This is a genomic window from Roseburia zhanii (genome assembly GCF_014287635.1).
Taxonomy (GTDB): domain Bacteria; phylum Bacillota; class Clostridia; order Lachnospirales; family Lachnospiraceae; genus Roseburia_B; species Roseburia_B zhanii.
In genome coordinates this window covers 152,079-172,967 of record NZ_JACOPH010000003.1, presented here as the reverse complement: position 1 = coordinate 172,967, position 20,889 = coordinate 152,079, and the positions used below count along the sequence as shown (strand labels likewise).

Below are 20,889 nucleotides of genomic sequence, written 5' to 3'. Positions count from 1 at the left end.
AGCCTTTTTTACATAAAAAGACAAGACACAAACTGCCAGAACAGCTTATTCAAAAATCATCGGTAAACCGATCAAAACGGCTCATTCGCATAATATGGAACCGTCAGATACTCTCCTGCATAGATTCCATCACTATATAAATGATTTATCGTACGTACTTCCATAATATAATCTTCTATCCCATCATATTCAGGACTCATATATTCAGATGCAATGCTCCATAATGTGTCCCCCTGCTCAATGGTAACACTTGTATAATATTTATGAGAAGCAGTTTTGGTATTAGGATTGGCAAGACCTGATATACTGCTTCCAACTAAAATGGTAATAATGATAATAGCTGCTGTAATCAGCAGATATGCTTCTTTTCTACCTATAAGACTAATGACTTTTTCACGCATAACTAACTCCTCCTATATATCATATCTTTTTCCGAATAAAAGTTCGGAACGTTTGTTTGATTTTATTATATAGTTAGAACGCGTGTTTGTCAAGAAAAATTTCGAACAGATTTTCGGAATATTTGTTTGCTTTTTTCAAGAAACTGTGTTAGTATGTTATTAGAAATTAAAAATGTATATAGAATCAAAGGAGGTTTTTGCATGTCATATGGTAAAATAACTGCAAAACAGCGCGAAATTTTAGAATATATCAAACAGGAGATCTTAAATAAAGGATATCCTCCTGCTGTTCGTGAAATCTGCGAAGCTGTACATCTGAAATCTACTTCGTCAGTACATTCTCACTTAGAAACACTTGAGAAGAACGGTTATATCCGTCGTGATCCTACGAAGCCAAGAGCGATTGAGATCATCGATGATACCTTTAATCTGACAAGACGTGAAGTGGTAAATGTACCTATTATAGGAAATGTTGCTGCAGGTCAGCCGATCCTTGCAACTGAAAATATCGAGAACTACTTCCCGATTCCTGCCGAATATATTCCAAACCAGAACGTTTTCATGCTTCATGTAAAAGGTGAAAGTATGATCAACGCCGGTATTTGTGACGGTGATAATGTTCTTGTGAAACAGCAGCCGACAGCTTCTAATGGTGATATGGTCGTTGCATTAGTCGATGATTCAGCAACGGTTAAGACCTATTATAAAGAAGATGGTTATTACAGATTACAGCCTGAGAATGACACTATGGCTCCGATCATTGTCACAGACCTTACAATCTTAGGTGTGGTTTTTGGTGTCATCCGCTTCTTCTCATAGTACAATACAAGAGCACAGAATTTGATCTGATAAAAATCTTCCTACATAAAAATATGCTCCATAGCAGCTATTTTGCACTATGGAGCATATGATAATCTGATAATCTATCGATACGTTAGATGATTCTGATGATCATTCTAATGATGATATCCATGTCTAATTATCGGTTATCTAATTATAAATCATCCGGTTCCATTACCGTTCCGTCACGCCAGATCCTTTCGAGATCATAGAATAAACGGTCTTCTTTCGAGAAGATATGGACAATGATATCGCCATAGTCCATCAGAATCCATGTCGAATGCTGGTTTCCTTCTACCTGTTTCGCATGGACTCCATTCTTATATAATGCTTCATCTACTGCATCCTGCATTGCCTGAAGCTGGTTCTGATTATCTCCATCTGCTAATACAAAATAGTCAGCAATCACAGAAATATTTTTTATATCGATCACTTTGATTCCGTTTGCCTTCTTTTCTGCTAATGCATCACAGGCTAATTTTGCCATTTCTCGTGCTTCCATATTATTCTTCCTTTCCTTTTTCTTCCTATTGAAATTATGACACTATGATTATTTCAAAATACAAACTTACCATTTCACCTTTTTACTATTCCGTATCTTATCAATATCAGCAGACTGGCATTTCGGACATATTTTTGACTCTTTCATGCGTGATTGCTCCTTTCAGATCATGGTAATACAATTTACTTTTTCAACTTCTGATAATACTGATAGGTTTCTTTTGTTTTTTCATCGACTGCCCCACGCTTCTGATTCAAATAATGGAGCGTATCAAATAAAATGCGAACTACCGCTTCATCGATATTCTGAAAAGCAAGCATACGGATTTTCTCTAAATTAGGTGCCTTGTCGCGGTTTGGTTCAATATAATCTGCTACAAATAAGATCTTATCCAGGAGATTCATTTTCGGTTCTCCTGTCGTGTGTACCTCTATTGCATGAAGGATGCCGGTATCTTCGATGCCATATTCTTTTCTCGCAAGATATGCACCTAATTTAGCATGTAACAAAAATGGATTTTCACGTTCCACCTCTCGAATCGGAAGATCATACTTTTCACAAAGACTAAGCTGTTTTTCATGCGGGATACATTTCGCACAATCATGTAAGATTCCGGCTAACATTGCCTGATGCATATCACTGCCATAACGCATAGCAAGACAGGAGGCTGTATACATGACACCAAGTGTATGCTGATAACGGTCTTTATCTAATATCTTCTTTAACTGCTTTTTTATACTTTTTATATCTTCTGTCATCATATCACCATCCTATTCCCTATAGAGATCATGCTGCACAATATACTCTGTGACCTTATCCGGCAGCATATACCGGACACTTTTGTTTTCATGGATCCGTTTTCTGATATCATGCGAAGAAACAGAAAAATTAGGTGCATGGAGCATATGCATATCCGCCTGATACATCTGTGAAATTTCTGCTATTTTATCAGAAATCCCAAATCCTTTATCATTTCTTACGGCTACAAGGACCGTTGATAAGCGGCAGATTTCCTCTGGTTTTTTCCATGTAGGAAAATCATCTAAGGAATCTTCCCCCATAATAAAATACAACTGTGCCTTAGGATAAAGCTGCTTTAATTTCTGTAAAGATGCATAGGTATAATTGACCTCTGTATTTTCTGCTTCTAACATAGAAATCTCAAATTTTGGATTATCCTCTAATGCAATCTGCACCATTTCACACCGTATCTGTGGATCGGTCACATCCTTTTCTGATTTGTGCGGTGATCTGCCGGTAGGCAGAAAAAGTACCTGTTCTAATGCAAATTCTTCTGCCGCACTCTGTGCAATCAAAAGATGTCCATAATGAATTGGATCAAATGTTCCACCCATAATACCGATTTTTTGTGATACTGCACCATTACCTGTCTGTTCCATAGCTATCATAAAAAAACTCCTAATGCCCTATTTCTATTTTTTAGGCAATTCGATCACCGGTTTTTTCTTAGATACACGGAAAAGAACGATTTTCTTTCCGATCACCTGAACTACCTGTGCATGTGTACGTTCTGCTATCATCTGGGCAATTTCTTTTGGATCATCGAAACAATTCTTTAATACTGATATCTTGATCAATTCACGCTTTTCTAATGCTGCATCTACAGCCGCAACGATTTCCGGTGTCAGACTGGATTTTCCAATCTGGAAGATCGGTGTGATATTGCTTGCCATGCTCATCAGATATGCTCTTTGTTTACTGCTTAACATATCAATCATTACATCCTTTCTCATTCATAATTGTAACATTCCATACGTTCAAAGTTACTTATAATAATCAAATTCATGTCCATACATACGGACGGTATCACCATCTACAATGCCCATTTCTTCTAATTCTTTTAAAATACCCTGCTCTTTCAAAAATTTCTGGAAGAATAAAAATCCCTTTTCAGATTCAATATTCGTATATCCTAACATCTTATCTATCTTCGGACCTTCCACAACAAAGGCACCATCATCGGCTCTCTCAACGGTATAAGCTTCATCTTTAAAGAAATGAAGTGCCGGATCAAATTCCTGCTCATAGACGATCGGTGCATCATCCATATGATCTAACAGGTCACTGACATAATATAAAAGTTCCTTTAAACCTTTTCCACTTACTGCGGAAATCGGAAATACCTTGATCTCTTTTGGTTCAAATTCTGCCTTTAACTGGTCAATGATATCATTTTCATCACCATAGATCGCATCTATTTTATTCGCAGCGATCACCTGTGGCTTTTTCAAGAGTTCCGGATTATAATTTTCTAATTCTTTATTGATTGCATAGATATCTGCGATCGGATCTCTGCCCTCTGTGGAAGCAGCATCTACCATATGGATCATTACTTTTGTACGTTCAATATGACGTAAAAATTCATGTCCCAAACCGATTCCCTCCGATGCCCCTTCGATCAATCCCGGAATATCTGCGATCACAAATCCCTTGCCGCCATCTAAATCTACTACACCAAGGTTAGGGCTTAAGGTTGTAAAGTGGTAATTTGCGATCTTCGGCTGGGCATTGGTCACACGGGATAATAATGTCGATTTTCCTACATTCGGGAATCCGACTAAACCTACATCTGCGATCACTTTCAGTTCTAATAAAACTTCAATCTCGATCGCTTCCTGTCCCGGCTGGGCATATTTTGGAGCCTGCATCGTCGATGTTGCAAAATGCTGGTTTCCTAAACCGCCACGTCCACCTTTTAAGATCACCTGACGCTTATTCTCACCTGACATATCTGCAATGACTTTACCGGATTCTGCATCTTTGATGACGGTTCCCTCTGGTACTTTCAGTATCAGATCTTCGCCATTTTTACCATGGCAATTCCGTTTTCCGCCTTCTTCTCCGCTCTGTGCTGCGAATTTACGTTTATAACGGTAATCACTTAAGGTATTGACACCATCATCTACTAAAAAGATAATGTCACCGCCGTTTCCGCCGTCGCCACCGTCAGGTCCACCATTTGGTACATATTTTTCACGACGGAAACTGACATGTCCATTTCCGCCTTTTCCTGATTTTATAATAATTTTTGCTCTATCAGCAAACATTGTTTTCACCTCTTATATAAGTGTATTTTACACTTAAACGCTTTTTTATAGAGTAAAAATAAACCCGGCTATCAATCATAGTCGGGTCTATCAAATCTCTTATTCGTTGCTGGCAACTGGATAAACGGAAGCCTGTTTCTTATCTCTTCCTTTTCTCTCGAATCTTAAAACTCCATCGGTTAAAGCAAATAATGTATCATCTCCACCGATACCAACGTTTACACCCGGATGAATCTTAGTGCCACGCTGTCTGTATAAAATATTTCCAGCTTTTACGAACTGTCCGTCTGCTCTTTTTGCACCTAATCTCTTAGATTCGGAATCACGACCGTTCTTTGTAGAACCAACTCCCTTTTTATGTGCAAAAAACTGAAGGTTCATGTTTAACATAATCTTACACCTCCTTGAAGTTAAGAGTAACATAATCTACTCCGTAATTATTCTGTATTCCCTGTAATCCTAAAACCAGCGACTTCATCATAAGCTCTGCATCATGTCCTGCCGGCTGTTCAAATTTCACAAGAATCTTTCCTGTGTCCTCATCCGTATCTGTTGTAAACTTCTCTCCTGTAAAACAGGCAATCGTATTGATCGTATTGATCACAAGAGCCGAAACTCCTGCACATACAACATCTTCACCGGAATCTGCATATCCTGCATGTCCTAAACAATCAAAGCCTAGATATTCTTCTTTCTGGTTTCTGTAAACTGTTATCGAAATCATAACAATTCATTCCTGACTAAGCGTTGATCTTTTCAATCTTAACCTGTGTAAACGCCTGTCTGTGTCCATTTTTCTTGTGATAACCGGTTTTTCTCTTGTACTTGTAAACGATAACCTTTTTACCTCTGCCTTCTTTTACTACAGAAGCATCAACGGTTGCATTTGCTACATCGCTTCCAACTTTTAATCCGTCATTAGATACTGCAATAACCTGATCAAAAGTAACTTTCTCACCAGCTTCAACTCCAAGCTTTTCAATGGTAATGATATCGCCTTCGGATACTTTGTACTGTTTACCACCTGTTGCTATAATTGCGTACATATGGCACCTCCTATTTATCATTACTCGCCAGTTGTGGTGCTGTATTACTACAGACTTAAACCTCACTGTGCGGCATACTCATATATAATAACGAATCACCAGGATTTTGTCAAGTAGTCTGTTGAAAAAATCCCCCAAAAAAATCCCCAAATCGCATTTTCTAAAAAGAATCATACAGCATAAGAAGCATATGTCCTCTGGATAATAATTCTTTTTTTTCTAATTTTTCAATGAGTCCGGTATTCCGATCTCTGGTATGCATAATGACACGCTCTACGATTGAAATACTGACAATATCAAGTTCCCGGTCAATTTTTCCATACTGCTGATATATCAAGATACGCATATAATGAAGCAGTATCTGCACTAAAATGATTTCCACTCCATTTGCATATAAATAATCTGATTTTCTTGCTAAGAGTGCGTTGTGAAACCAGTCTTCAACTGCTATATGTTCATTTATAATTTCTAATCTATGTTTTATCTCCCGATGGTTTAGCTGTTTTTGAATCTGCTGATAGGATTCTGCTGTCATTGATGCATGCGTCAGGATCATATCTTTGATCATTTTACTCTGATTTCCAGCTATATTCAGAATAGATTTACAATATGTTTCAAAAATAGAAGATTGTAACAGAAATTGTGTTCTGATATCTACCTGAAACTGATTCAAAAACTGCTCATAGACTGCCTGAAGATAATTTTCATTTAATGAACTGCCTAACATCTGACATACCAGCGCATCATTCCGATTCTGATGTGCCTGACTGATCTTATCTAATACAGAAATAAATGAAAACAAACGATACCACATCGGATATGACCTGTTTTGCAGCCATGTCCGCAGTAATTCACGGATCTGTATATCAAACTCAATAATTTGTGCTTCTTGTTCACTGATCGGATCTTTTTCAAATGCATCTGTTCCCTCTATCATCTCTATGCGTTCAAAACCGACCGGATCTTCTCTGTCATAAAATAATTCCACCACATGAGGACATCCAAGTGAAACTCCCCTTTCTAACGTGTCACTTGTCATCAGGGCATATCTCGGAAAGATCGTACAGGTATAGGACAGATCTTTCTCGCCTTTATCAAGGATGATCTTACAAAGACCTTCTTTATTACAAAACGGACAGAGATTATGGTCATTTAATCTCATAAAATATACTTCTGCATCTTCACTATAATAAATGGAATCTTTAGCGATCTGTCCAAGCTCGCCCTCATATGTGGTATATTTTAAATAATCCTGCTCTGAAATAGCTATATTCCACGCCTGACAGCAGTGGTACAAACACTCCGAACCGGTACATGAAAATGTATCATAATAATCTGCTTTTAATGTATAGTATTTTTTTGACATAATTTTACTCCAATTTCCCTGTTAGCCTCACCTGTTCCCACAAAGGCTTTTTCACCTTTTTTCTTGTGATCTCAGCAAGTCCTAACTTCGTAAAATCTATAAATACCGATGGAACGGTATCTTCTGCTAATGCCTTCTTTAAGGCATATACAAGCTCTGTCTGTGCTTCTTTTGTATCCATATTGATAAAATCGACAATACAGATACCTGAAATATTTCTAAGCCGGAGCTGTCTTGCGATTTCTCCTGCAGCTTCAAGATTTACTTTTAAATAGAAATCTGTTTTATTTCCTTTGGTACACTTGCCGCTGTTGACATCTATGACTGTCAATGCTTCTGTCGGCTGAATGATCAGATAGGCTCCTGACTTTAAGTAAACCTTTTCCTTTAACGCATCCATTAACTTATACTTTAACCCATATAAAGCTGATAAAGACAATTTCTCATCTTCATAAAAAACTGCCTGATCTGCAGTTGCTCCTTCTGTAAGTTCTTTATAAACCTCTGTATCATCTGTTATGATCTTCTCAATCTGCCTTGACTGCTTTTCCCTGATCCATGTCACATAAGAAGCCTCTGTCCTATACAGGCAGCTATAACAGGTGCGGTGCTTATAATATTGTTCAATATGACTGAATTTGTCGAAAATTGACTGATATTCTGCAAAGATCTGTTCATCTGCATAATTTCCTGCAGAAGTTCTTAAAATCAGTCCAAAACGATCAGCTTTTTTATCGGCAAATAACTGTTTTAAGTAATTCCGCTTTTCTTTATCTAATTTTTTCGAGATCCCCAGTTTTTTATTTTCTGTAGTGATAACAACTGCATTTCCCTGAAAAGTAAGATTCGTACTGACTGTCGGAGTCTTTGTCTTGACAGCCTCTCTTGTGATCTGTACGACAAGTTCATCATTTTCTGTCAACAGACCTTTCCGCTGCTGCTTTACCATCCATGGCTGCTTTACTTCATCTAAGGAGAGATAGGTCATTTCTCCCGGTGCGATCTCAACAAAAGCTGCATTGATCTTTGGCACGATATTTTTGATCTTGCCGATATAGATATTTCCTAAGACAGATTCTTCATGGACGTTTTCACAACAGACTTCTGCTAAACGGTTTTCTTCAAACAATGCCATGATGCGGTATTCTTTTTGTTCGATTGTTTCATTTGTAATGACAATGCGGTTACTCAATGATCTCTCCCATCTGACCTAATGATACAAGTTTCTCATCGATCCTGCCATAGACATCGATCCTGTGGATCTGGATAGATAATGGATCAAATCCCAATCCTAAATATTCATAGAATGATGCTAACACTAATTCCGGTTTCAGATTGTCGGTACTTCCTGTAGATACTTTCAAGTAAAATACCGGACGATCTTCTTTCCGATAGATCTTAAAGTCATACACTAACTGCTTTAAGTCCATGACTTTTTCACTTTTTTTCGTCTGTTTTGTAATCAGGATCTCTGATGGTTTATAGAAAAATTCCTGTAATGCCGCTTCAAAATCTACATCAGGTACTTCATAATTATCTTTAATATACAGTTCGTAATCTGCAGCTGCAACAAGGGACATTGCCTTTTTGTCATTATCGCCTAATTTACGGTAAGAAGTAATCTCAACTCCTTCTACCATAACTGCATTTAATGCATCGATTGACTCCTTTGAACTTTTCGTGGAATGTACTTCAATATCTACATATTCTCCGTCACTTGTGATTCCGACACCTAACGGTGCTGCAAAAGACATGATCTGATGTGGGCTGAATCCTTCGGAATATGCGATATCAATGTCAGCCCTGCGCATACACTTTTGAAAATAACGCATGATGTCTAAGTGTCCGATGAACTTCATAACGCCATATTTGCCAAATTTAATTCTTATCTTCAACGCAGACACCTCCTTTGTATTTACCGACACCACAGCCATTACACTGCATACGGCAGTTCTTTGTCACTTTTTCTGCCAGTGCATTGGCATATTCCCGTTTTAAGAAGTCTTTTGTAACGCCTGCATCGATAAAATCCCATGGAAAGATCTCATCTAACGGACGTTCCCTTAATGTATAAAAATCTGGGTCAATTCCGGTTTCCTTAAATGAATCCATCCATTGTTCATTATCGAACATATCGCTCCATGCATCAAAAATACAGCCTTTTTCATAGGCTCTTAAAATAGCTTTTCCAAGTTTACGGTCACCTCTGGCAAGAACGCCCTCTAATACAGTAACATCGGCTTCATGCCAGTTATACTTAATACTCTTTTTATTCAACTGCTCTTTTACGGCATCATTGACAGTATGGGCACAGGCAAGATAATGTTCCTTCGGGTACATTTTTGCCCACTGGAATGGTGTAAATGGCTTTGGCACGAAAAAGGACGTACTGATCGTGATCTGACATTTTCCATTCCTTCTGTCTTTTGGGATCTCATAATAGCGTACAGCGATCTTATTGGCTAACTCTGCGATTGCCCGCTGATCTTCTACGTTTTCGGTCGGAAGTCCTAACATGAAGTATAATTTCACTTTCTGCCAGCCGCCTTCAAATGCCTCTCCTGCTCCCTGTAAGATCACTTCTTCGGTCAGACCTTTGTTGATCACATCACGAAGCCTTTGGGAACCGGCTTCCGGTGCAAATGTCAGACTGCTCTTTCGGATATCCTGCACCTTACTCATAACATCTAAGGAAAATGCATCAATACGGAGTGACGGCAGAGAGATATTTACACCGTTACCTTTAAATTCCTCGATCAGAAATGTGACTAATTCCTTTAAGGAAGAATAATCGGAAGAACTTAAGGAACTTAAAGAAATTTCTTCATGCCCTGTATTTTTCAACATATGATAAGCATACTGTTTTAAAACATCTACATCCTTCTCCCTTGTCGGACGGTAGATCATGCCTGCCTGACAAAAGCGGCAGCCTCTGATACAGCCACGCTGGATCTCTAAGACCACACGATCCTGTGTTGCTTTGATAAATGGTACTAATGGTTTCTGCGGATAAACGGATTCTGACATATTCATCACAAGCTGTTTTTCCACCTTTTCAGGAATCCCTTCTTCTTTTGGTGTAAATGCCTCTATCGTACCATCTTCCTTATAAGTCACTTCATATAACTGCGGTACATAGATACCCGGAATCTTTGCTGCTTTCCGTAAAAATCCAATCCTGTCTTCACCAGATGCTTTCCATTCTTTGTAACAGTCAAATAAAGCATCGTAACTGATCTCGCCTTCCCCGATATAAAACAGATCAAAAAAATCTGCTAACGGCTCAGGATTGTATGCACATGGCCCGCCACCGATCACAAATGGATCGTCTTTTGTCCTGTCTGCTGCAAACATCGGGATCTGCGAAAGGTCAATGACCTGCAAAATATTTGTATAACACATCTCATATTGTATGGTAATGCCAAGGAAGTCAAAATCCTTCACTGCGTCCTGTGATTCTAATGCAAACAGTGGAATCTGCTGCTCTTTCATAATCTGATGCAGATCCGGCCATGGTGAATAGACACGTTCACAATAAACATCCTCACGTTTATTGAACATATCATATAAGATCTGTATGCCTAAGTGTGACATACCGATCTCATAGACATCCGGAAAGCACATTGCAAACCGGATGGCTGCTTCTTTCGGATCTTTTACGATGGAATTGACTTCATTTCCGATATATCGGGCTGGTTTGTCTATTTTTAATAGTATTTCATCGCTTAATGCTAATTTTTTCATTCTGATTTATTCCTGTTCTATTGTTTTTCGCTAAATTCTGTTTTTCACTCTTTTGCTAGTATAGCATATGTTAGTGATTTTCCGCAACAACCGGAAAATTTGCAGAAATCATCTCACTGATCTTGTTACTGTTCACACCTAACAGTGTGACCAGCAACGATTACAGCCCATTTAAAATGCCTCTACGAGGCAGGGGCTGTAATCACACAATAATTAACACCATGGTGCATAGCTTGACAGCGCAGTGTCAAGCTTGCGTCTGAACAGTAACCTGATCTTATCATAATCATAATTCTTGGTGATCTGTTTTACAACGTCCTGCGTCGAATACTGATAGAACTTCGTATGCGTCTGGTCACAGATCACAAATGCTGCAAAAATGCAGGCTGCAAGCAGCATACGCACTTTAAAAAAGGAGAAGCCGTCTTTCGCTTCTCCTTTGTCTATCGTTTTGCCCTCGCTATGTCCGCCTGTCCCTGTCAGCTCAAAGGACTCCCGTACACTTTTTACATATGCTTTTCTGTCTAAAGCATCCTCAAATCTCATTGAAAACCTCATACTGTTTGTTCCATATCAGTATATGAAACTATCTCTGTGACAATTCCTGTGTCACATCTTCCCATGTAACACCTCTTTCTGCCATCAGAACCATCAGATGATACAGATAATCAGAAATCTCATATTTGATCTCCTCCGGATTTGGATTTTTTGCAGCAATGATGATCTCTGTATTTTCTTCTCCGACTTTCTTTAAGATCTTATCGATTCCCTTATCAAACAGATAATTGGTATAAGACCCTTCCTTTGGATGTGCTTTTCTGTCTAAGATCAGGTCGTATACTTCGTCAAAGATCTTAAGCGGGTTTTTTTCTACATATTCTTTCTTAACGATCGGATTAAAGAAGCAGGTCGGATTGCCGGTATGACATGCCACCCCGATCTGGGATACTTTTGCTAAGATCGTATCGTAATCACAATCTGCCGTTAAGGATTTCACATACTGGATATGTCCTGAAGTTTCTCCCTTCATCCAGATCTCCTGACGGCTTCTGCTGAAATATGTCATCTTACCGGAACTGATCGTACATAAAAATGCTTCTTCATTCATATATGCTAACATCAAAACTTCATCTGTACGGTAATCCTGTACAATAACCGGTACCATGCCATCTGAATTCACCTTAAAGTCTGACCACTGTAAGGCAGATGTAAAGTTGACCATATGCAGTCCATGGGTGGAAAGTTCTGTCTTTAAGAGCATAATGTCAATATCAGGATCTGTAACAAACTGACCGGTGATACCACGTACAGAATCTCTCTTTAATATATCTACGATCTCTTGAATATCATAATCATCTACAACGACAACCGCCGGAATCGTTGTGATATTTTCTACTGCATCTAACATGGTCTTATCAAGTACTAACATCTCATGGAAATTTTCTTCCATAGCTTCTTTATTCTTGAAGATAAAATCAACATTCTTAACGGATACTAAGATACGGTCTTTTCCGAAACGCTTGCTTGCTTCTTCTGCAAGTGCGATACTTTCCGGTTTTGAACCATTTAACATTACCTGAAGGCAGCCGGTATAAAAAATCTTCTTAATATCTTCGAAACGGTTAATGTTGCCGCCTGCACATACTTTAATCTCAAGATTACGGTTTAGATCTTTGATCGTCTGTAAATTCTTCTCGTGTTCTTCATCATCTTCGGAAAGGTCAAAGATAAAGATCTTGTCAATTCCGCAGTCGTTATACATTTTTGCTTTTTCAAACACGTCTCCGGCAGATGTCAGGTCGGTCGGACTCTTTACTGCCTTACCATCTTTTAGATAAATTGTTGCTACAATATTTTTAAATTCCATTTGTTTCTCCTATAAACTTCCTTTTGTCGATAAAATTCCGGTGATCCGTTCATCGATACCGGTCGCTTCATCTAAAGCTCTTGCAAATGCTTTAAACATCCCCTCAATTATATGATGATTATTCTCTCCTGACAAGACCTTAATATGAAGATTCATACCTGCACTGTAAGAAACTGCATAGAAAAACTCTTTGACCATTTCTGTATCCATATAACCGACACGGTCTGTCGTAAATGTTCCGTCAAATACCAGATAAGGTCTGCCTGACAGATCGACCGCACATAAGACTAAAGTTTCGTCCATTGGCAGGATACAGCTTCCGTAACGACGGATGCCACGTTTATCCCCAACAGCTTTACGGATAGCATTTCCTAACACGATTCCGGTATCTTCGATCGAATGATGGCAGTCTACCGTCAGATCACCGATTACTTTGAGATCGAGATCAAAAAAACCATGTTTGGAAAATCCCTCTAACATATGGTCAAAAAAACCGATTCCGGTATCTACCTTTGCGATCCCTCTCCCATCTAATTCTAATTTCATGGAAATATCTGTTTCTTTCGTCTTTCTGTTTACAATCCCTTTTCTCGACATATGATTACTCCTCTTCAAATCTCACACGGATAGAATTTGCATGTGCTGTTAATTTTTCACATTCTGCAAACTGTACAATATCCTTATATACTGCCTGTAAGGCTTCTTTTGAATAAGATATGATACTTGATTTTTTGATAAAATCGTCCACAGAAAGCGGTGAGAAGAATTTTGCGGTTCCATTCGTCGGAAGGACATGGTTTGGTCCGGCAAAATAATCTCCTAACGGTTCGGAACTGTATTCTCCGATAAAGATCGCTCCGGCATTTCTTATCTTTGTCATAACTTCAAATGCATTCTTTGTCACGATTTCTAAATGTTCAGAAGCAATATCATTTGCTGCTTCGATTGCCTCATCTAAGGTATCGGCTGCTAAAATATAACCGTAATTGTCTAAAGATTTCTGGATAATTTCTTTTCTTGATAATTTTGCTACAAATTTGTCAACTTCGACAGATACCTTTTCTGCTAACTCTTTGCTCGTTGTAATTAAAATAGCAGATGCCATTTCATCATGTTCCGCCTGTGATAACAGATCGGCTGCCACATATTTCGGATTGGCGGTTTCATCTGCTAAGACTAAGATTTCACTTGGCCCTGCGATAGAATCAATGCTGACATAACCAAAAACTGCTTTTTTCGCAAGTGCAACATAGATATTTCCCGGCCCTACGATCTTATCTACCTTCGGAATACTCTCCGTACCAAATGCCATAGCTGCGATTGCCTGTGCTCCGCCTATTTTGTAGATTTCATCTACACCGGCTTCTTTTGCCGCTACTAAGGTCGATGGATAGACTTTTCCGTCTGCTCCGCATGGAGTGGTCATGATGATACGTTTTACCCCTGCAACTTTAGCAGGAAGAACGTTCATTAAAACGGAAGATGGATAAACAGCTTTTCCACCCGGTACATATACACCTGCGGTATGTAATGCTGTGATCTTCTGTCCTAAGATGATACCGTTTTCCTGACTGTCAAACCAGCTGTTTCTTTTCTGTTTTTCATGGTAATCGCGGATATTGACTTTCGCTTTACGGATCACTTCAAGTAATTTTTCATCTACTAAAGAATAAGCCTCTTTGATCTCATCTTCTGTGACTTTTACATTCGACGCATTGATGTCTGCCTTATCGAACATCTTTGTATATTCAAAAATAGCAGCATCTCTTTTTTCTCTTACGTTTGCGATGATCTCATTGACTCTGCCTTCAAATTCGGCATAATTATTCGGGCTTCTCTTTAAGAGGTCATTTAAGATATTTTTTTTCGTTTCGTTATTCAATGTTAATGTTCTCATCATTTCCTCCATTACTGTCCAATGACAGATTTTAAATCAGTGATCAACTTGGTGATACGTTCATTTTCCATTTTCATGCTGACCTGATTGACCACCATTCTTGCAGATAACGGACACACTTCTTCTAATACGGTCAGTCCGTTTTCCCTCAGTGTAGAACCGGTTTCTACAATATCAACGATCACTTCTGAAAGTCCTACGATCGGTGCTAGTTCGATCGAACCGTTTAATTTGATGATCTCAACAGTCTGGTGTTTTTTATTATAAAAATAATCTTTTGCGATCCTTGGATATTTCGTTGCAACACGGATCAGTTCGTGGTGCTGTAACAGATCTTTTGCACTTTCCGGTCCGCAGACACACATTCTGCACTTCCCAAAACCTAGATCTAATACTTCGTAGATATTTCTGCCTTCTTCTAAGATCGTATCTTTTCCGACGATACCGATATCGGCTGCCCCATATTCTACATAAGTCGGCACATCCGGCCCTTTGGATAAGAAAAAGCGGAGTTTTAATTCTTCATTGACAAAGATCAGCTTTCTCGTATCTTTATCTTTCATTTCTTCACAGGTAATTCCGATCTTCTCAAAGGTTTCTAATGTTTTCTTTGCTAACCGTCCTTTGCCAAGGGCGAATGTTAAATATCTGTCTTCACTCATTTTGTAATCCTCTCCACTACTCTAAATAACTGATATTGATACGATGGTTTCTGTTTGCATAAGCTTCGTAATCTGCTCTTGTATGTGTTTTATCCATACCGACTAATTCCACATTGCCACCATTGCTTCGGATCTCTCTTGCTAAGGCAACTGCCTCTTTTAAATGCTCTTTTGCATAAATGATCAGCTCACACTGGTATGGTACTTCAATCTGAATCTTTTGTCTGCTCAATGCTGCCATCAGCTGATCGATCACGATCGCAAAACCGATTGACGGTGCACTTTTGCCAAAGTAACTTAACAGATGGTCATAACGGCCTCCCTTTAAGATCGGTTCTCCGCTTCCGAATGTATAGCCCGCAAAAATGATTCCGGTATAATACTGGTAATCACTGACCATGCCTAATTCGTAAGATACATATTTGTCGATTCCATAGACTTCAAGGACTTTATGAAGTTCTTCTAAACGTACGATCGCAGATAAGATCTTCGGATAATCAGCAGCTAATAAGCGTGCCTTTGCCATTTCTTCCATGGAAAAATAGAATCTTCCAAGCATTTTAAATAAAGAACGCAGATTCTCGTCCATCTTATAATTTGAAACCACTTCTTCTACACCAAAGAAGTTCTTATTTGAGATCAGTTCCCGTAACTCGTCGATCGCATCTTCATCTAATCCTGCTGCCTCGATCAGACCTGCAAAGAAATCTGCATGTCCGATGCTAAGCTGAAATTCTTTTAAACCGGATGCTAACAGACACTCTACGGCAAGTGAGATCAGTTCTGCATCTGCATCCACAGAATTATCTCCGATAAATTCTGCACCAAGCTGTGTATTTTCCTTTAATCTTCCCTGATAACTGGAATTATTGATAAAGGTATTTCCCATATAATAAAGCCGGATCGGCATATCTTCTTCACTAAAATATTTTGCTGCTGCCCTTGCGATCGATGGGGTGATATCCGGTCTTAACACCAAAGTATTTCCTTCTCTGTCAAAAAACTTATAAAGGTCTTTTGACGGTGTTGTTCCGATCTCCTTTCCGAATATATCAAAAAATTCAAAGGTCGGTGTCTGGATGATATGATATCCATACTGTTCCATTGCCTTTTTCAATTTTTCCTGCAAGACCTGTTTCTTCTCACATTCTTCATTGTAAATATCCCGGACACCCTCCGGTGTATGTAATAACTGTCTTTTCATCATCTTCTGACTCTCCATCTTCTGCGGAACACTTTAGTGTGCTACCATGCTACTATAGTAAAATTTTCTTAAATTATATGTGAATTTTTATACAATGTCAATCCCTGCGTTCTAAATCCTTCTGGATTCCATCTAAATATGGTACTAAAAGCCCACCTTTTGTATGCAGAATGAATGACGGATCTAATTCTTCATAACGGAAACTTTTCCGTCCACCCTGTTCTTTTCTCTCCCAGAATTTCTTTAATACAGAAAACTGCAGGTAATAAAATTCTTCCCTGCCCGTATAAGAGATCAGAAAAAATGCGATTCCGCCCTGTTCTTCAAAGGATTCCATGAACTTCACCTGATGTTCATGGATATTCGCAAGCGGGAAAGTATCCGTATGACATTCTTTTGCATCAAAGCAGACCGGGATTCCCTGCACAGCACCGATATAGTCTACCGTACTTTTCTGGTCAAAATATGCCAGTGTGATATGCCGGCTCTCCTTGTCGATCGTGATCGGTGTGATCGGTGTCGGAATCTTCTGGATCAGTGCTAAATGATTCTCTAAGTATTTTTCATTTGTACGGTTGATATATTCTTCTAGTGCAGAACCACGCAGTCCTCTCGAATTCCATGTAGCCATCACTTACTCCTTTAAGCTTACATTACCCCTTTAACTTCTTTATCATATCCTTAAACTCTTTTGGATAAGGTGCGATGATCTCTTCTCCGTTTTCTAATTCTAAACGGTATGCGTGTAATAATTGTGAAGTAATCTCATTTCTTTTCTTTGCACCGTATTTTACATCTCCCATCACAGGATGTTTGATCGACGCTAAATGGGCACGAATCTGATGTGTCCGTCCGGTGATCAGATGTACTTCTAAGAGTGTCGCATGTTTATAATTTTCCAAAGGGACATATTCTGTTTCGATAAACTTATCGTCTTTATCCTCTGGTTTTTCTAGGATCTTCACCTTATTTTGTTTTGCATCTTTTCTAAGGTATCCTCTGATATGCTGTGATGCGGTAATATTGCCTTCCACAATACAATGATAAAACTTCTTAACTTCACGCATCCGCAGTTGTTTTGACATCTCCTGTAATCCCTTTAATGTCTTGCCTGCAATCAATACTCCTGACGTATTTCTGTCGAGGCGGTTACAGATTGAAGGACGGAACGTGTTAAGATTCTCTTTTTTTACAACACCGGACGCTAAGAGATACGCTAAGATATATTCATTTGCGGAAATATCGTCTGGTTTTGCCTTTTGCGAGAGCATACCGGACGGCTTATTGATCATCAACACATCTGCATCCTCATAGAGGATCTGAAATGGCAGATGCATAAGATCAATCTCCGGCAACTGCTCTTTTACGAATGTTTCTGCCGTATCTGATGAAAACTTTGTATATGTTTCTTCTGATAAATATAATTTCACTGTATCATTTACTTTTAATTTCTCTGTGCCGTCTGCTTTTTTATCATTTAATACAATGTTCTTTTTCCGGAGCATCTTATAGATAAAACTGCCCGGCGCCTGACTTAACAGTTTCTTTAAATATTTGTCAAATCTCTGTCCTGCTTCATTTTGTCCGATCACTAATTCACGCATATCTCTACCTTCCTGACTTCTTCTTTTTATGTACGTTGCGGATGGTCTTTTTCTTCTGTGGCTTTTGTGAACCTTTTTCATTCCTGCCATATGCCTTTTTATCGGACAGGACTTCTCCCTTACGCGGACGTATCAGACATTTTTTGTCAAATCCAATCAGATCTTCTCTGCCGGCTTTTTTAAGCGCCTCTCTGACAAGGTCATAATTTTTTGGATTCCGATACTGGATCAGTGCCCTCTGCATCGCCTTTTCGTGCGGATTGACTGCTACATACACCGGCTGCATCGTTCGTGGATCTAAACCGGTATAATACATACAGGTCGAGATCGTCGATGGTGTCGGGTAAAAATCCTGCACCTGCTCCGGCATATAACCTAGATCCCTTAAAAATTCTGCTAATTCTATGGCTTCTTTTAAGGTTGAACCCGGATGTGACGACATCAGATACGGAACAAGATACTGTTTCTTGCCAAGCTGTTCATTCGTCTTTTTATAAGCATGTACAAATTTTTCATAGACTTCTACGGAAGGTTTTCCCATCTTTTCAAGAACTGCATTACTGATATGCTCTGGTGCTACTTTTAACTGACCGCTGACATGATACTCACAAAGTTCCCTTAAAAATGTCTGGTCTTTATCATAGATCAGATAGTCAAAACGGATACCGGAACGCACGAATACTTTTTTGACATTTGGAAGTGCCCGCAGTTTCCGCAGTAATGACAGATAATCTTTATGGTCGATCTCAAGATTTTTACATGGTGTTGGGAATAAGCACTGTCTGTTTGGGCAGACACCTTTTGTCAGCTGTTTTTTACAGGCTGGTGCCCTGAAATTTGCCGTAGGTCCTCCGACATCATGGATATAGCCTTTAAAATCCGGATCCCAGATGATCTTCTGTGCCTCATTTAAGATGGATTCATGGCTTCTTGTCTGAATGATCCTTCCCTGATGAAAGGTCAGTGCACAGAAACTACAGCCGCCATAACAGCCACGGTTGCTGACTAAGCTGAATTTGATCTCCTCGATAGCCGGAACGCCGCCTGCTTCTTCATAGGAAGGATGATATGTCCGCATATAAGGCAGCGCATAAACCGCATCCATTTCACTCTGGCTCAATGGTTTTGCCGCCGGATTCTGCACGATGAACATTTTTTCATCATAGGTTTCAAATAACCGTTTTCCACTGAATGGATCGGTATTACAGTATTGGATATAAAAACTCTTTGCATAGGCTTCTTTTTTGGCTTTTACTTCTTCATAATGCGGCAGTTCGATCGCATCATAAATATCTTCCCGTTTTCTGGTCTTATAGACTGTTCCATTGATAAATGTAATATCCGTTACAGCCAGCCCGCTGTCTAGGGCATCTGCGATCTCAACGATGCTCCGTTCCCCCATACCGTATGAGATCAGATCGGCACCGGAATCTAACAGGATCGAACGTTTCATCTTATCTGACCAGTAATCATAATGTGCAAGCCGTCTTAAACTCGCTTCGATTCCACCGATGATCAGCGGTTTTTTCTTATATTTCCTGCGGATCAGGTTACAGTAGACGATCGTTGCATAATCGGGACGTTTTCCCATGATACCGCCCGGTGTAAAGGCATCTGTCTGTCTTCTTTTCTTCGATACGGAATAGTGGTTGACCATAGAATCCATATTTCCGGCAGATACTAAAAAGCCTAGCCTAGGCTCTCCAAAAACATCAATACTGTTTTCATCTTTCCAGTCAGGCTGTGAAATGATTCCCACAGTATATCCATGGGATTCTAATATTCTTGATATGATCGCATGTCCAAAAGAAGGATGGTCAACATAGGCATCTCCGACCACATACACAAAATCCAACTGTGTGATATTCTGTGCAAGCATTTCTTCTTTTGTAACAGGTAAAAATCCTTTTTGCATGGCATCCTCCGTAACTATGATGGTTCCTTCTCGTAATAAGTATGGTTTTTGATATCATCATAGGATTCGATATAGTAATCACTGATCTTTTGTTTTTCTTCCCGCTGTTTAGCTGAATAGGAATCTTCTACTGCACATACTTTCATTCCGGCATTTTTTCCGGCTTCGATACCCTTTATGATATCTTCAAAGACTAAACATTCTTCCGGTTTCACACCTAGTCTTCGTGCAGCTTCTAAGTAGACATCAGGCGCTGGTTTTCCTTTATTGACAGAACATGCCGTTACGATACAGGACATATATTCATCAAAATGATATGCCTCATTGACAGCAGCGATGAGTTCTTTTGAATTACTTGTTGCAATACCCATTTTGATCTTTTTCTTTTTTAAGGTATCTAAAAACTCTATGACACCCGGCTTCGGGAGCACTTCATAGCGGTATTTGTATTCTGCCATCTGATTCCAGATCTTTTTTAATTCCTCTACTGATTCATCAAGATGATAATATTCTTTAAAATAAACGGCTGTTTCCGTAAAACTCATGCCCTCGATCTTTTCCTGCAGATCGTCCTCATAAGTAATTCCCCGTTCTCCTAAAAATTCAATATCAATGTCTTTCCAAAGTCCCATGGAATCTACTAAGGTTCCGTCTAAATCAAATATTACTGCTTTTATCTGCGATAACATGTATATCCTCCGTTACTGTTCAGATGCAAGCTTGACACCGCACTGTCAAGCTATGCGCCATAGTGTTAATTATTGTATGATTAC

General features: G+C 39.1%; 24 protein-coding genes. 1 reads left to right on the top strand and 23 read right to left on the bottom strand.

The window, feature by feature from the left end:
• Positions 1–71: 71 nt before the first annotated feature.
• Positions 72–401 carry a LysM peptidoglycan-binding domain-containing protein gene (locus H8S17_RS05745; protein WP_186866586.1) on the bottom strand — a complete coding sequence of 110 codons (330 nt, stop codon included), beginning with the start codon at positions 399–401 and terminating at the stop codon, positions 72–74.
• A gap of 201 nt (positions 402–602) precedes the next feature.
• Here H8S17_RS05745 and lexA point away from each other — a divergent pair, with 201 nt between their 5' ends.
• A complete protein-coding gene (gene lexA, locus H8S17_RS05740) occupies positions 603–1,220 on the top strand; it encodes a transcriptional repressor LexA (protein WP_178051900.1) in 618 nt (205 codons plus the stop codon).
• Positions 1,221–1,395: 175 nt separating this feature from the next.
• On the opposite strand, the gene rsfS is transcribed toward lexA, so the two are convergent.
• The 22 genes from rsfS to H8S17_RS05630 all read right to left on the bottom strand — a co-directional run bounded on the left by rsfS (position 1,396) and on the right by H8S17_RS05630 (position 20,805).
• Positions 1,396–1,743 carry a ribosome silencing factor gene (rsfS, locus tag H8S17_RS05735; protein ID WP_178051899.1) on the bottom strand — a complete coding sequence of 116 codons (348 nt, stop codon included), beginning with the start codon at positions 1,741–1,743 and terminating at the stop codon, positions 1,396–1,398.
• A gap of 182 nt (positions 1,744–1,925) precedes the next feature.
• A complete protein-coding gene (gene yqeK, locus H8S17_RS05730; RefSeq protein ID WP_186866661.1) occupies positions 1,926–2,501 on the bottom strand; it encodes a bis(5'-nucleosyl)-tetraphosphatase (symmetrical) YqeK in 576 nt (191 codons plus the stop codon).
• A gap of 12 nt (positions 2,502–2,513) precedes the next feature.
• Positions 2,514–3,152 carry a nicotinate-nucleotide adenylyltransferase gene (nadD, locus tag H8S17_RS05725; RefSeq protein ID WP_186866585.1) on the bottom strand — a complete coding sequence of 213 codons (639 nt, stop codon included), beginning with the start codon at positions 3,150–3,152 and terminating at the stop codon, positions 2,514–2,516.
• A gap of 24 nt (positions 3,153–3,176) precedes the next feature.
• Positions 3,177–3,482 (bottom strand): ribosome assembly RNA-binding protein YhbY, encoded by a 306-nt coding sequence (yhbY, locus tag H8S17_RS05720; protein ID WP_243237984.1) that lies wholly within the window; start codon positions 3,480–3,482, stop codon positions 3,177–3,179.
• A gap of 45 nt (positions 3,483–3,527) precedes the next feature.
• Positions 3,528–4,811 carry a GTPase ObgE gene (gene obgE / locus H8S17_RS05715; protein WP_186866584.1) on the bottom strand — a complete coding sequence of 428 codons (1,284 nt, stop codon included), beginning with the start codon at positions 4,809–4,811 and terminating at the stop codon, positions 3,528–3,530.
• A gap of 99 nt (positions 4,812–4,910) precedes the next feature.
• Positions 4,911–5,201: a 50S ribosomal protein L27 gene (gene rpmA, locus H8S17_RS05710; RefSeq protein ID WP_178051895.1), complete on the bottom strand. Its 291-nt coding sequence runs from the start codon at positions 5,199–5,201 to the stop codon at positions 4,911–4,913.
• A 4-nt stretch (positions 5,202–5,205) separates the two neighbouring features.
• Positions 5,206–5,535, bottom strand: a complete 330-nt coding sequence (locus tag H8S17_RS05705; protein ID WP_186866583.1) for a ribosomal-processing cysteine protease Prp — start codon at positions 5,533–5,535, stop codon at positions 5,206–5,208.
• A 16-nt stretch (positions 5,536–5,551) separates the two neighbouring features.
• The gene (rplU, locus tag H8S17_RS05700; RefSeq protein WP_178051893.1) at positions 5,552–5,857 is read right to left on the bottom strand and encodes a 50S ribosomal protein L21; all 306 of its coding nucleotides are present in this window, start codon (positions 5,855–5,857) and stop codon (positions 5,552–5,554) included.
• Between the two features lie 160 nt (positions 5,858–6,017).
• Positions 6,018–7,223 carry a flagellin lysine-N-methylase gene (fliB, locus tag H8S17_RS05695; protein ID WP_186866582.1) on the bottom strand — a complete coding sequence of 402 codons (1,206 nt, stop codon included), beginning with the start codon at positions 7,221–7,223 and terminating at the stop codon, positions 6,018–6,020.
• 4 nt (positions 7,224–7,227) lie between these two features.
• Complete coding sequence (locus H8S17_RS05690; RefSeq protein WP_186866581.1) at positions 7,228–8,415, bottom strand: ribonuclease E/G; 1,188 nt, start codon at positions 8,413–8,415, stop codon at positions 7,228–7,230.
• On the bottom strand, positions 8,408–9,118 hold the full coding sequence (locus tag H8S17_RS05685) for a TIGR03936 family radical SAM-associated protein (RefSeq protein ID WP_186866580.1): 711 nt from the start codon (positions 9,116–9,118) through the stop codon (positions 8,408–8,410). The genes H8S17_RS05690 and H8S17_RS05685 overlap by 8 nt, the downstream gene beginning before the upstream one ends.
• Positions 9,102–10,967 carry a TIGR03960 family B12-binding radical SAM protein gene (locus H8S17_RS05680; RefSeq protein ID WP_186866579.1) on the bottom strand — a complete coding sequence of 622 codons (1,866 nt, stop codon included), beginning with the start codon at positions 10,965–10,967 and terminating at the stop codon, positions 9,102–9,104. The genes H8S17_RS05685 and H8S17_RS05680 overlap by 17 nt, the downstream gene beginning before the upstream one ends.
• A gap of 213 nt (positions 10,968–11,180) precedes the next feature.
• Positions 11,181–11,513 (bottom strand): hypothetical protein, encoded by a 333-nt coding sequence (locus H8S17_RS05675; RefSeq protein ID WP_186866578.1) that lies wholly within the window; start codon positions 11,511–11,513, stop codon positions 11,181–11,183.
• Between the two features lie 40 nt (positions 11,514–11,553).
• Positions 11,554–12,834 (bottom strand): bifunctional phosphoribosyl-AMP cyclohydrolase/phosphoribosyl-ATP diphosphatase HisIE, encoded by a 1,281-nt coding sequence (gene hisIE / locus H8S17_RS05670; protein WP_186866577.1) that lies wholly within the window; start codon positions 12,832–12,834, stop codon positions 11,554–11,556.
• A 9-nt stretch (positions 12,835–12,843) separates the two neighbouring features.
• Positions 12,844–13,431, bottom strand: a complete 588-nt coding sequence (hisB, locus tag H8S17_RS05665; RefSeq protein WP_186866576.1) for an imidazoleglycerol-phosphate dehydratase HisB — start codon at positions 13,429–13,431, stop codon at positions 12,844–12,846.
• Positions 13,432–13,435: 4 nt separating this feature from the next.
• Entirely contained in the window at positions 13,436–14,731 is a 1,296-nt protein-coding gene (hisD, locus tag H8S17_RS05660) for a histidinol dehydrogenase (protein ID WP_186866575.1), read from the bottom strand.
• Positions 14,732–14,742: 11 nt separating this feature from the next.
• Positions 14,743–15,393 carry an ATP phosphoribosyltransferase gene (gene hisG / locus H8S17_RS05655; RefSeq protein ID WP_186866574.1) on the bottom strand — a complete coding sequence of 217 codons (651 nt, stop codon included), beginning with the start codon at positions 15,391–15,393 and terminating at the stop codon, positions 14,743–14,745.
• Positions 15,394–15,409: 16 nt separating this feature from the next.
• Complete coding sequence (gene hisZ / locus H8S17_RS05650) at positions 15,410–16,600, bottom strand: ATP phosphoribosyltransferase regulatory subunit (protein WP_330595644.1); 1,191 nt, start codon at positions 16,598–16,600, stop codon at positions 15,410–15,412.
• Between the two features lie 94 nt (positions 16,601–16,694).
• The gene (locus H8S17_RS05645) at positions 16,695–17,228 is read right to left on the bottom strand and encodes a Holliday junction resolvase RecU (protein WP_178051359.1); all 534 of its coding nucleotides are present in this window, start codon (positions 17,226–17,228) and stop codon (positions 16,695–16,697) included.
• Between the two features lie 22 nt (positions 17,229–17,250).
• Complete coding sequence (locus H8S17_RS05640; RefSeq protein WP_186866573.1) at positions 17,251–18,201, bottom strand: RluA family pseudouridine synthase; 951 nt, start codon at positions 18,199–18,201, stop codon at positions 17,251–17,253.
• 4 nt (positions 18,202–18,205) lie between these two features.
• The gene (locus H8S17_RS05635) at positions 18,206–20,116 is read right to left on the bottom strand and encodes a YgiQ family radical SAM protein (RefSeq protein ID WP_186866572.1); all 1,911 of its coding nucleotides are present in this window, start codon (positions 20,114–20,116) and stop codon (positions 18,206–18,208) included.
• Between the two features lie 14 nt (positions 20,117–20,130).
• Positions 20,131–20,805: an HAD family hydrolase gene (locus H8S17_RS05630; RefSeq protein WP_186866571.1), complete on the bottom strand. Its 675-nt coding sequence runs from the start codon at positions 20,803–20,805 to the stop codon at positions 20,131–20,133.
• Positions 20,806–20,889: the final 84 nt, after the last annotated feature.